The 11,735-nt window shown below is 71.8% G+C and carries 9 protein-coding genes; 4 read left to right on the forward strand and 5 right to left on the reverse strand.

Annotated elements, in window-relative coordinates; translation table 11 throughout:
* Positions 1 to 59: 59 nt before the first annotated feature.
* On the reverse strand, positions 60 to 929 hold the full coding sequence (locus ACFQ7Q_RS05860; RefSeq protein WP_383550417.1) for an SDR family oxidoreductase: 870 nt from the start codon (positions 927 to 929) through the stop codon (positions 60 to 62).
* Between the two features lie 88 nt (positions 930 to 1,017).
* Here ACFQ7Q_RS05860 and ACFQ7Q_RS05865 point away from each other — a divergent pair, with 88 nt between their 5' ends.
* The 4 genes from ACFQ7Q_RS05865 (at position 1,018) to ACFQ7Q_RS05880 (ending at position 7,061) form a co-directional block, all read left to right on the forward strand.
* A complete protein-coding gene (locus ACFQ7Q_RS05865; protein ID WP_383550419.1) occupies positions 1,018 to 1,425 on the forward strand; it encodes a winged helix-turn-helix transcriptional regulator in 408 nt (135 codons plus the stop codon).
* 141 nt (positions 1,426 to 1,566) lie between these two features.
* A complete protein-coding gene (locus ACFQ7Q_RS05870) occupies positions 1,567 to 2,334 on the forward strand; it encodes a hypothetical protein (RefSeq protein WP_383550420.1) in 768 nt (255 codons plus the stop codon).
* A 356-nt stretch (positions 2,335 to 2,690) separates the two neighbouring features.
* Positions 2,691 to 4,856, forward strand: a complete 2,166-nt coding sequence (locus tag ACFQ7Q_RS05875; protein ID WP_383550422.1) for a bifunctional serine/threonine-protein kinase/ABC transporter substrate-binding protein — start codon at positions 2,691 to 2,693, stop codon at positions 4,854 to 4,856.
* Positions 4,857 to 4,859: 3 nt separating this feature from the next.
* Positions 4,860 to 7,061 (forward strand): ABC transporter substrate-binding protein, encoded by a 2,202-nt coding sequence (locus ACFQ7Q_RS05880; RefSeq protein WP_383550424.1) that lies wholly within the window; start codon positions 4,860 to 4,862, stop codon positions 7,059 to 7,061.
* A 53-nt stretch (positions 7,062 to 7,114) separates the two neighbouring features.
* On the opposite strand, the gene ACFQ7Q_RS05885 is transcribed toward ACFQ7Q_RS05880, so the two are convergent.
* From ACFQ7Q_RS05885 to ACFQ7Q_RS05900, 4 genes are all read right to left on the reverse strand, one after another.
* Entirely contained in the window at positions 7,115 to 8,167 is a 1,053-nt protein-coding gene (locus tag ACFQ7Q_RS05885) for a 2-oxoacid:ferredoxin oxidoreductase subunit beta (RefSeq protein WP_383550426.1), read from the reverse strand.
* The gene (locus ACFQ7Q_RS05890; RefSeq protein ID WP_383550428.1) at positions 8,160 to 10,097 is read right to left on the reverse strand and encodes a 2-oxoacid:acceptor oxidoreductase subunit alpha; all 1,938 of its coding nucleotides are present in this window, start codon (positions 10,095 to 10,097) and stop codon (positions 8,160 to 8,162) included. Before ACFQ7Q_RS05890 ends, ACFQ7Q_RS05885 begins: the two co-directional genes overlap by 8 nt.
* A 306-nt stretch (positions 10,098 to 10,403) precedes the next feature.
* Positions 10,404 to 11,063 carry a response regulator gene (locus tag ACFQ7Q_RS05895; RefSeq protein WP_383550645.1) on the reverse strand — a complete coding sequence of 220 codons (660 nt, stop codon included), beginning with the start codon at positions 11,061 to 11,063 and terminating at the stop codon, positions 10,404 to 10,406.
* A gap of 157 nt (positions 11,064 to 11,220) precedes the next feature.
* Positions 11,221 to 11,735, reverse strand: a 515-nt coding sequence (locus ACFQ7Q_RS05900; RefSeq protein WP_383550430.1) for a sensor histidine kinase, incomplete at its 5' end; no start/stop codon positions are given.

The following is an 11,735-nucleotide window of genomic DNA, read 5'->3' on the forward strand; positions in this document are numbered from 1 at the left end:
CTGTTCCGTCGAAGGTAGCGCCGCACAGGGCAGGCTGTCATGTCCGTACCGCAATACGGTCATGACTTCTGGGTGAGGGCCTCGGCGATCGTCTCGGCGAGCGGGGTGGTCGGGCGGCCGATCAGACGGGACAGGTCGCCGGTCCGCCCGGCGAGCGCCCCGCGCTCGATGGCCTTGTCGACGTCCACGAGGATCGCGGCGAAGAACGGCGGGACGCCCGCACCGGTCAGGATCTCCTCGTGCGTCTCGGCCGGGACGTTGCTGTACGCGATCTCCCGGCCCGTCTGGCGGGCGACCTCGGCCGCGTACTCGGCCAGCGACCAGGCGACGTCGCCGCTCAGTTCGTACGCGGTGTTCAGGTGCGCCTCGGCCGGGCCGGTCAGCACCGCGGCGGCCGCGGCGGCGTAGTCGGCGCGGGTGGCGGAGGCGACCCGGCCCTCGCCGGCGTTGGCGACGACGGCGCCGTGTGCGAGGACGGGGGCGAGGTTGGCGGTGTAGTTCTCGGTGTACCAGCCGTTGCGCAGGAAGGTGTACGGCAGGCCGGAGTCCAGGATCCGCCGCTCGGTCTCCCGGTGCTCGGCGGCCAGGTCGAAGTCGGCCTCCGGTCCGCCGAGGACGCCGGTGTAGGCGAGCTGGGCGACGCCGGCCGCCTCGGCCGCGTCGATCACGGCGGTGTGCTGGGCCACGCGCTGCCCGACCTCGCTGCCGGAGATCAGCAGCACCCGGTCGCCGGGGGCGAAGGCGCCCGCCAGGGTCTCGGGCTTGCCGTAGTCGGCGATCCGCAGCTCGACGCCGCGCTCGGCGAGGTCGGCCGCCTTGGCCTTGTCGCGGACGACGGCGGCCACGGACGCGGCGGGAACCCGGGTCAGCAGCTCGTCGACGACGAGACGGCCGAGCTGTCCGGTGGCTCCGGTGACGACGATGCTCATGGTGATCTCCTTGCTCGCGGGGTGATGCACTCACCGTACGAGGGGCGCCAACTATTCGAAAGTACCCACTTTGAAGTAAGGTACTGGTATGGGAGTAAGTGACCAGAAGAGCCTGCTGGCGGACGTCGACGGAGCCATGTGCCCGTCACGGCTCGTCCTGGAACACGTCACCAGCCGATGGGGGGTCCTGATCCTGATCGCGCTGCGGGAGCGTTCGTACCGCTTCAGTGAGCTGCGCCGACGCGTCGGCGGCGTCAGCGAGAAGATGCTCACCCAGACCCTCCAGACCCTGGAGCGCGACGGCTTCGTCCACCGCGACGCCAAGCCGGTCATCCCGCCCCGCGTCGACTACAGCCTCACCGAGCTGGGCGAGGAGGCCGCCCGCCAGGTCCGGGAGCTGGCCCGCTGGGCCGACGAGAGGGTCCCGGCCGTCCAGGAAGCCCGCGCCCGCTACGACGAGGCGCGTCGCGAAGCGGCTACGGGATCGCCTCAATGATGTTGTAACCAGGGCGGGTTGGACCCGACACGTCGTACGATCTGCTCACCACTGGGGGCAAGTGTGAGCGTGCGTGGGGGAAACGTGACGTACGGGTACCGAAGAGTGCTGCGCGCATGCGGGGGCTTACTCGCCTGCGGCTTGATCCTGACCGGATGCTCCGGCTCCGGGGACGACGGCGAACAGGCGCGGGGGAAGACGGGTCCGACCTCGCAGGCACCACCCACCGACAGCTCGACGGAGCCACCCGTCACGCCCACGAAGCTCCCCTTCAGCGCGGACCCGAAGCGCGCCCCGAAGAGCGCGGCCGAAGCCAAGCGGCTCGCCCTCGCGATCGTCGCGGGCCCCGAATCCTGGGGCTCGGATTACGTCAAGCGCACCCCGCACCTCAGCGCCGACGACTACTGGCCCGTGCTCGGCGCGCAGTGCACCTGGGAGACCGGCACGCGCCCGGGGAGCGTGCTCTACAGCGTCACCGCCTACAGCGAGATCCCCGCGTCGGCCGGCAGGGGGCTGCTGAGGGTCTCCGCGACCGTCGTCGTCCACCGCACCGAGACGGACGCCGACTGGGAGATGGCCCAGACCCTGGAAGAGGCGCTCCGCTGCCCCGACCAGCGACTGCGCGACGGGGAACGGATCACCGGCCTGATGTCCCTCGGCAGCCCCTTCGGCGTCGGCGGAAACTACACGGCCGTGGACTCGCTCAGAGAGGCGGGGAAGTACGTCAACGACGCTGTCCAGGGCGAGCAGACGTACTCCTGGTACCAGTCCCGCGTCGGGCAGATCACCGTCGCCGCCGTCGTGAAGGGCGCGCCCGGCCACATCGGCAAGGATCTCGACGGCGCGCAGATCCAGGCCCTCGTCGCCATGGTCGGTCGCGCCGAAGACGCGCTGGAGGTCCAGTCATGAGCCCCACCGCCCAGCCGGATCCGCAGCCCGATCCTCGACCGGAGCACCTGCCCGACGGGCGGCCGGATCCCCGTCCGGATCCGCGGCAGGATCCCCGGTCGGCACACCTGCCCGACGGGCAGCCGGATCCGCGGCCGGACTCCCAGCCGGATCCGCAGCCCGATCCCCGCCCGGATCCGCAGCCGGATCCCCGCCCGGATCCGCGGCAGGATCCCCGGTCGGCGCACCTGCCCGACGGGCAGCCCGATTTGCAGCCGGATCCCCAGCCTGATCCGCAGGCGGACTCCCAGCCCGAGCCCCCGCCGGGAGCCCGGCCGGATTCGCGGTCGGCGCATCGGCCCGGTGGCCTCCAGGCGTTGCTGGCCTCCGACCCGTCGTCGATCGCCGGTTACCGGCTCCTCGGCCGGCTCGGCGCCGGCGGCATGGGCGTGGTCTACCTCGGCCGTACGGACAACGGCGAACTCGCCGCCGTGAAGGTCACCCACGCCGACCAGGCCGACCAGGCCGACTTCCGTGCCCGCTTCCGCCGTGAGGTCGAGGCCGCCCGCCGGGTCGCCAGCCCCTGGGCCGTCCCCGTCACGGGCGCCGACCCGGACGCCCCCGAGCCCTGGATGGCGACCGCCTTCGTCCCCGGGCCCTCGCTCGGTGAGGCGGTCTCGGCGCACGGTCCGCTGCCCGAGCGGAGCGTACGGATCCTCGGCGGCGCGCTCGCCCGCGCGCTGGCCGCCGTGCACGAGGCCGGGCTCGTCCACCGCGACGTCAAGCCCGGCAACGTGCTGCTCGCCGTCGACGGCCCGCGCCTCATCGACTTCGGCATCGCCCGGTCGACGGGGGAGACCGCGCTCACCTCCACCGACATGGTCGTCGGCACGCCCGGCTTCCTCGCCCCCGAACAGGCCGAGGCCCGCGGCGCCGAGATCGGCGCGGCCAGCGACGTCTTCGCGCTCGGCTGCCTCCTCGCCCACGCGTCCACCGGACGCCCGCCCTTCGGTACGGGAGCGGTCGACGCGCTGCTGTACCGCACCGTCCACGACGAGCCCGACCTCACCGGCGTACCGGAGGGGCTCCTGGACCTCCTGCGCGCCTGCCTCGCCAAGGACCCCGCCCGGCGGCCCACAGCCGAGGAGATCACCGCCCGCCTCACGGAGGACGCCCCGGGCGCCGCCGCCGACTGGCTGCCCGCCCCCGTCGTACGGACCATCGCCGAGCGCTCGGGGGCGATGCTCGCCCTGCCCGAGATCGACGCCACCGAGCACGGGGCCTCGTCGGACACCGCCGGCCAACCCGCTCCCGGCAGAAGGAAGTTCCTGCTCCTCGCCTCGGGCGCGACCGTCCTCGCGGCAGGAGGCGGCATCGGCGCCTGGGCCGCGCTACGGGACGACGGCAAGGGCGGGAACGCGGCCCCCGCGCCGAAGAAGCGGCGCTGGGTCGTCGGCGTGCATGCCGACCTGACCGGCCCCGCCAAGGACATCGGCCGCGCGCAAGAGCGCGGCGTCCGGCTCGCCGTCGAGCAGTTCAACGCCCGTGCGGACAAGCCGTTCACGCTCGAAGTCAAGGTCTCCGACGACGGCGGCGACAGCAACAGGGCCCTGGCCGCGGCCCGCGTCCTCACCGGCGACCCCGACGTCCTCGGGATCATCGGGCCCACCTCCGACTACACGGGACTGGCCGCCCTCCCCGCCTACGACGAGGCGCTCCTGCCCGTGATCACGGTCTCGGCCGGGCTGAACCTGCTGACCAATCCGGCGGGCGGCCAGGGGCTCTCGATGGTGCAGGCCTGCCCGCAGCACATCCTCGCGGGCAGCGGCCTCGCCTATTACGTCCTGACGAAGACCCGGAGCATCCGGCCCGGCATCCTCCAGGAGCGGACCGACGACACCTACGCCTGGCAGTACATCGGCGGCGCGAACTTCGCCTTCCGGCAGGGGAAGGTCGTCGCCGTTCCCCGTGTCGTCCCCGGGCCCACGACCGACTACAAGCGGGTGCTCGGCGGCATGATGGCGGAGGGCATGGACGCCTACGTCCACTGCGGTCTCACTCCGAGCGCCGTCCTCGCCGCCCGCGCGCTCGACGAACTCGGCTTCACCGGCATGAGGGCCGCCGGGCAGCACGTCTTCGGGCCCCGGTTCCTGGCGGAGGCGGGGGGCGCGGCGGAGGGCTGGATCCTCGGCGCACCGGTCGTCGACCCCACGACCCGCACGGAGGCGTCCGCCCTCGTCGGCGCGCACCGGAAGCGGTACGGCACGGCCCCCGACTTCTACACGGGCGAGAACTTCGACATGGTCAACCTCCTGCTCCAGGAGGTCGAGAAGGCGGCGAAGGGCGGGAAGCGCCCCGACCGCAGGACGCTCGTCTCCGCTCTGCGCAAGGCCAAGTACACGGGCGCCATGGGCGGCTACGTCTTCGATCCCGAGAGCGGGCAGCTGGCCGCGTCCGGAACCTTCGTCTACGTCGTGGAGAACGGACGGTACAAACCGCTGGAGTTCGCCCCCTCGGGCCCGCCGAAGAACAGACAGGTCTGAGAGGTGCGGCCCCTCCGCCCCGCCGATCCGTCGGCGATCGCCGGTTATCGCCTGCTCGGCCGACTCGGCTCCGGCGGCATGGGCGTGGTCTACCTCGCCCGGTCCGCCGGCGGCGCGCTCGCCGCGCTCAAGCTGATCCTGGCCGAGCATGCCGCCGACCCGGGCTTCCGGGAGCGGTTCCGGCGGGAGGCCCGGGTCGCCGAGCGGATCACCGGCCACTGGGTGGTCCGCGTCCTCGGCTCCGACCCGGAGGCCCGGGAGCCGTGGCTGGCCACCGAGTTCGTGCCCGGCCCCTCGCTCGCCGAGGCGGTCGGCCTCCACGGCGCCCTGCCCGAGCCGACCGTACGGGCCCTCGGCGCCCGGCTCGCCGACGCCCTCACCGACATGCACGAGGCCGGACTCGTCCACCGCGACGTCAAGCCGGGCAACGTCCTGCTCGCCCTCGACGGACCCCGCCTGATCGACTTCGGCATCGCCCGGTCGGCCGGGGCCACCGCCCTCACCGCCACCGACGCGATGATCGGAACACCCGGCTTCCTCGCCCCCGAGCAGGCGCGCGTCACCGGCTCCGACGAGGTCGGTCCGCCGAGCGACGTCTTCTCGCTGGGGTGCGTGCTCGCGTACGCGACGACCGGTCGACGTCCCTTCGGTACCGGCGGGGTGGCCGCGGTCGTGTACCGCACCGTCCACGAGGAACCCGATCTCGACGACGTACCGGAGACACTGCTGCCACTGGTGACCGCCTGCCTGGCCAAGGACCCCGCGGACCGGCCCACGGCGGCGGACGTACGGGCCTCTCTCGGCCCTGCGGACGGCTCCGCCGGCGACTGGCTGCCGCCGGGGCTGCCGGCGCTGATCGCCGAACGCTCCGCCCGCGTCCTGGACCTGCCCGTGGCGGAGCCGACCGTCGTGGTGCCCTCCACGGAACCGGCCCGCACCTCGCCGTCACGGCGCCGCTTCCTGGCGCTCGGCTCTGCGGCGGCCGTCGCCGGGGCCGGCGGGCTGACGGCCTGGCTCGTGAACCGCACCCCCGGGAGCCCGTCGGCCGGCGGGCCGCCCGCGCCCCTGTCCGCGTACACGATCGGCGTCCAGACCGATCTGAGCGGGACCCGTGCGGCGGACGGACGCGCCCAGGAGCGCGGCGCGAGACTGGCCGTCGAGACCTTCAACGCCCGTTCCGACCGGCCCTTCGACCTGGCGCTGAAGGTACGGGACGACGAGGGCGACCCGAGACGGGCCGGAGCCGTGGCGCGGGAGTTCGTGAACGACGCGGCCGTCATGGCCGTGATCGGCCCGACCACCCGCGACACCGTGGTCGCCGCCGCCGACGCGTACTTCGCGAGCAAGCTGGTCTTCGCGGCCGTCGCCGTCGGCATCGACCAGGGCGACCTGGCCCTTCCGAGCGTCAGCCCCGTCTATCGCGAGCTGCGCGTCCAGCACGACATGCTGCAACTGCCCGTCACCAGCTTCGCCCTGGTGCGTGGCTCCAAGCGGACGGCCGTGGTGCTGGACCGGGCGGCGGGGGACTTCGGCTGGCGTACGGCCAACTCCGTGAAGAGCACGATGAGCGCCGCGGGCCAGCTGGTGACCATCCATCAGATAGACGCGAAGGACGAGGACTTCGGACCCGCGGTGCGCGAGGCCCTCGCCACCCGTCCCGACGTCGTGCTCTTCGGGGGCGTCTCCCCCCGCCGTGCCGGACTGTGCGCCAAGGAGCTGAAGCTGCAGGGCTACGGAGGTCTGCGCGGCGGCATCGAGTACGCGATGACGCCGGAGTTCTTCTCCGTCGCGGGCCCGGCGGCCGAGGGCTGGTACTTCGGCACCACCTACATCGACCCGGCGCTCGTCCCCGCGGCCAAGGCGTTCACCGCCGCCTATCGCAAGCGCTGGGGCCTGTCGGGCTCGGCGCCGGTCGAGCGCTTCGCGGTGGAGGCGTACGACGCGGTGATGTGCCTGGCCGAGCGCATGACGGGACTGGTGTCGAGCCAGCGGCTGGAGATCACGCGGATCGCCGTGCGGGGGGCGATGCGGGCGTTCAGGTTCCAGGGCGTCGCGAAGGAGTACGGCTTCGACGCGCAGAACGTGATGCTGTTCAAGTACTACGACGAGCTGTTCCTGTACCGGATCGAGCGGGGCGCACCGCGCTACATCGGCCCGTACGAGAAGGTGGTGGAGGACGAGAAGAAGCGCCGGAAGAAGGCGTGAGGGCGCGGCCCGCTCCTCGCGGTCCGCGCCCCTCACCTCCGTGTCACGGGTGGCTAACCCACCACGGTCCAGGTGTCGTTGCCCGCGAGCAGCTGCCCCAGGTCGCCCTTGCCGTGCTGCTCGATCGCCGTGTCCAGCTGGTCGGCCATCAGCGTGTCGTACACCGGCCGCCGCACCGAGCGGAACACGCCGATCGGCGTCTGGTGCAGCGTGTCCGGGTCGGCGAGCCGCGACAGGGCGAACGCGGTCGTCGGGGAGGCGGAGTGGGCGTCGTGGACCAGGATCGCGCCCTCGTTCTCCGGGGTGACCGTGACGACCTTCAGATCGCCCGTGGCCGGGTCCCGTACGACTCCCTTGTCCAGGCCCGTGCCGAAGCGGATCGGCTGTCCGTGCTCCAGCCGGATCACGGCCTCCTGGGCCTGGTCCTTGTCCTTGAGGACCTCGAAGGCGCCGTCGTTGAAGATGTTGCAGTTCTGGTAGATCTCCACGAGCGCCGTGCCGGGGTGGTCGGCGGCCTGCCGCAGGACCTCGGTGAGGTGCTTGCGGTCGGAGTCGACCGTCCGGGCCACGAAGGACGCCTCCGCGCCGATCGCCAGCGAGACCGGGTTGAACGGCGCGTCCAGGGACCCCATCGGAGTCGATTTGGTGATCTTGCCCAGCTCGCTGGTGGGGCTGTACTGCCCCTTCGTCAGACCGTAGATCCGGTTGTTGAAGAGCAGGATCTTGAGGTTGACGTTCCGTCGCAGCGCGTGGATGAGGTGGTTGCCGCCGATGGAGAGCGCGTCGCCGTCACCCGTGACCACCCAGACCGACAGGTCGCGGCGCGAGGTGGCCAGACCCGTGGCGATGGCCGGGGCGCGGCCGTGGATGGAGTGCATCCCGTAGGTGTTCATGTAGTACGGGAAGCGGGAGGAGCACCCGATGCCGGAGACGAAGACGATGTTCTCCTTCGCCAGGCCGAGCTCGGGCATGAAGCCCTGCACGGCGGCGAGGACGGCGTAGTCGCCGCACCCCGGGCACCAGCGCACCTCCTGGTCGGACTTGAAGTCCTTCATCGACTGGGTGGCTTCGGCCTTCGGCACGAGGTTCAGGAGCGACTCACTCATCGATGGCCTCCTTGAGGGCCGAAGCGAGCTGCTCGGCCTTGAACGGCATCCCGTTGACCTGCGTGTACGACCGGGCGTCGACGAGGTACTCGGCCCGGACGAGGGTGGCGAGCTGGCCCAGGTTCATCTCCGGGAGGACCACCTTCTCGTACCGCTTCAGCACCTCCCCGAGGTTCTTCGGGAAGGGGTTCAGATGGCGCAGATGGGCCTGGGCGATCGGCAGACCGGCCCCCCGCAGCCGGCGGACGGCCGCCGTGATCGGCCCGTAGGTGGAGCCCCAGCCGAGGACGAGGGTCTTTGCGCCGTCCGGGTCGTCGACCTCGATGTCCGGGACCTCGATGCCGTCGACCTTGGCCTGCCGGGTGCGGACCATGAACTCGTGGTTGGCGGGGTCGTAGCTGATGTTGCCGGTGCCGTCCTGCTTCTCGATGCCGCCGATGCGGTGCTCGAGACCCGGGGTGCCGGGCACGGCCCAGGGCCGCGCGAGCGTCTGCGGGTCGCGCTTGTACGGCCAGAAGACCTCGGTGCCGTCCTCCAGCTCGTGGTTCGGGCCGCCGGCGAACTGGACCCGCAGGTCGGGCAGTTCGTCGACCTCGGGGATGCGCCAGGGCTCGGAGCCGTTGGCGAGGTAGCCGTCGGAGAGCAGGAAGACCGGCGTGCGGTACGCGAGCGCGATCCGGGCCGCCTCGACGGCCGCGTCGAAGCAGTCCGCGGGGGTCTTCGGGGCCACGATCGGGACCGGGGCCTCGCCGTTGCGGCCGTACATGGCCTGGAGGAGGTCGGCCTGCTCGGTCTTGGTCGGCAGACCCGTCGACGGGCCGCCGCGCTGGATGTCCACGATGAGCAGCGGCAGTTCCAGGGAGACCGCGAGCCCGATCGTCTCCGACTTGAGCGCCACGCCCGGGCCGGAGGTGGTGGTGACGGCGAGCGAGCCGCCGAAGGCCGCGCCGAGCGCCGCGCCGATGCCGGCGATCTCGTCCTCGGCCTGGAAGGTGCGGACACCGAAGTTCTTGTGCCTGCTGAGTTCGTGCAGGATGTCCGAGGCCGGGGTGATCGGATACGAGCCCAGGTAGAGCGGCAGGTCGGCCTGGCGGGAGGCGGCGATCAGGCCGTACGACAGGGCCAGGTTCCCGGAGATGTTCCGGTACGTGCCGGTGGGGAACGCCCGGGTCGCCGGGGCGACCTCGTAGGAGACGGCGAAGTCCTCGGTCGTCTCGCCGAAGTTCCAGCCGGCCCGGAAGGCGGCCACGTTGGCCTCGGCGATCTGCGGCTTCTTCGCGAACTTCTGGCGCAGGAAGGTCTCGGTGCCCTCGGTCGGCCGGTGGTACATCCAGGAGAGCAGCCCGAGCGCGAACATGTTCTTGGAGCGCTCGGCCTCCTTCCGGGACAGGCCGAACTCCTTCAGGGCCTCGATCGTCAGCGTGGTCAGCGGCACCGGGTGGACCCGGTAGGCCGCCAGCGAGCCGTCCTCGAGCGGGGAGGTGTCGTAGCCGACCTTGGCCATGGCCCGCTTGGCGAACTCGTCCGTGTTGACGATGATCTCGCCGCCGCGGGGTACGTCGCCGACGTTGGCCTTCAGGGCGGCCGGGTTCATCGCGACCAGCACGTTCGGGGCGTCGCCGGGGGTCAGGATGTCGTGGTCCGCGAAGTGCAGCTGGAAGGAGGAGACACCCGGCAGCGTGCCGGCGGGGGCCCTGATCTCGGCGGGGAAGTTCGGCAGCGTCGAGAGGTCGTTCCCGAAGGACGCCGTCTCGGAGGTGAACCGGTCACCCGTCAGCTGCATACCGTCACCGGAGTCGCCGGCGAATCGGATGATCACCCGATCGAGTCGCCGGACTTCCTTCTCTTCGCCGTGGCGGGGCGCTGCGGGGATGCTGCGCTGCTCCCCGACCAGGGCCTCACCGGCCTCGCTACTGACCTGGCTGGTCACTGAACTGGACCTCCCTCGCGGCAAGGGTCTCTCCGCCAGAGGCGGGAGAAGGCTCGGGGGACGGTCGGCGTACCGGCCGTCCCGTGGCCCACCCTACGACGGTGAGGGGGGCCTTCCCGGGACTTCTCGCATCGTGGACCTCGTTTTGAGATGCCTCTTCGTCATGGATTGTCACGTTCTGTCGCCCCCCAGAGTCTTCGGGAAAGTCGCGTTCCGCTCGTCCTTTGGTACTAGGCCCCGCTTGTCTCGGTATTAGGTCCGTCTTGGCCGGATCCCCGCTCGACTATCTGACAGGGTGTCAGGTAATCAGGAGTTCAGGTAGGTCAGCACCGCGAGTACCCGGCGGTGATCCCCGTCACTCGGAGACAGGCCCAGCTTCAGGAAGATGTTGCTGACGTGCTTCTCCACCGCGCCGTCGCTCACCACCAGCTGCTTCGCGACCGCCGAGTTCGTCCGCCCCTCGGCCATCAGCCCGAGGACCTCCCGCTCGCGCGGGGTCAGGTTCGCGAGCACGTCCTGCTTGCGGCTCCTGCCGAGCAGCTGCTGCACGACCTCCGGGTCCAGCGCCGTACCGCCCCTGGCGACCCGGACCACGGCGTCCACGAACTCGCGGACCTCGGCGACCCGGTCCTTCAGCAGATAGCCCACACCCCGGCTGGAACCGGCCAGCAGCTCGGTGGCGTACTGCTCCTCCACGTACTGCGAAAGGACCAGGACCCCGAGCCCCGGGTGCTCCTTGCGCAGCCGCACCGCGGCTCGCACGCCCTCGTCGGTGTGCGTGGGAGGCATCCGTACGTCCGCCACCACCACGTCGGGCAGCGCGTTCTCACCGGCGAGACCGGCCACCGTCTTCACCAGGGCCTCACCGTCGCCCACGCCGGCGACGACCTCGTGCCCCCGGTCGGTCAGCAGCCGGGTCAGGCCCTCACGGAGCAGCACTGAATCCTCGGCGATGACCACACGCACTTTGTCCGCCACGTCTTCCACGACCTGAAGCCCCCATGTCCCGATGTTCTTCCGCGATCTCTCCCAGCATCGCAGTAAGAGGGACGCGCCGGGGCGGCTTGGGGTTCAGGGGTGTGTCGGACGGGGGCCTCGTCGGTGCGTCCGTCGCGTGGGTGGCTCAGGCACGCCAGGGGAGTTCGGCGGTGATCGTCGTCGGGCCGCCGGCGGGGGAGTCCACCGCGAGGATCCCGTCGACCGCGCCGAGCCGCTCCGTCAGCCCGGCGAGACCGCTGCCCGCCGTGACGTCCGCGCCGCCCCGGCCGTCATCCCTGACCTGCAGCATCATCCGGTCGCCCGTCCGCCACACGTCCACCCAGGCGCGCCGGGCGCCGGAGTGCTTGGACACGTTCTGGAGCAGCTCGGACACGGTGAAGTAGGCGATGCCCTCGATCGCGGGCACCGGCCGCGCCGGCAGATCGACCTCGACGGACACCGGGACCGTGCAGCGGGACGCGACCGCCGACAGCGCGGCGTCCAGGCCGCGGTCGGTCAGCACGGCCGGGTGGATGCCCCGGGCCAGGTCCCGCAGCTCCTGCAGCGCGGTCTTCACCTCGCCGTGCGCCTCCTCGACCATCCGCGCCGCGGCCTTCGGGTCCTCGGTCAGCTTCTCCTTCGCCAGCCCCAGATCCATGG

It is taken from the genome of Streptomyces sp. NPDC056527, assembly GCF_042794475.1.
GTDB lineage: Bacteria > Actinomycetota > Actinomycetes > Streptomycetales > Streptomycetaceae > Streptomyces.

Coding starts and splice junctions, on each gene's coding strand:
- ACFQ7Q_RS05860 (WP_383550417.1), bottom strand. CDS start 929: ATGAGCATCGTCGTCACCGGAGCCACCGGACAGCTCGGCCGTCTCGTC.
- ACFQ7Q_RS05865 (WP_383550419.1), top strand. CDS start 1,018: ATGGGAGTAAGTGACCAGAAGAGCCTGCTGGCGGACGTCGACGGAGCC.
- ACFQ7Q_RS05885 (WP_383550426.1), bottom strand. CDS start 8,167: ATGAGTGAGTCGCTCCTGAACCTCGTGCCGAAGGCCGAAGCCACCCAG.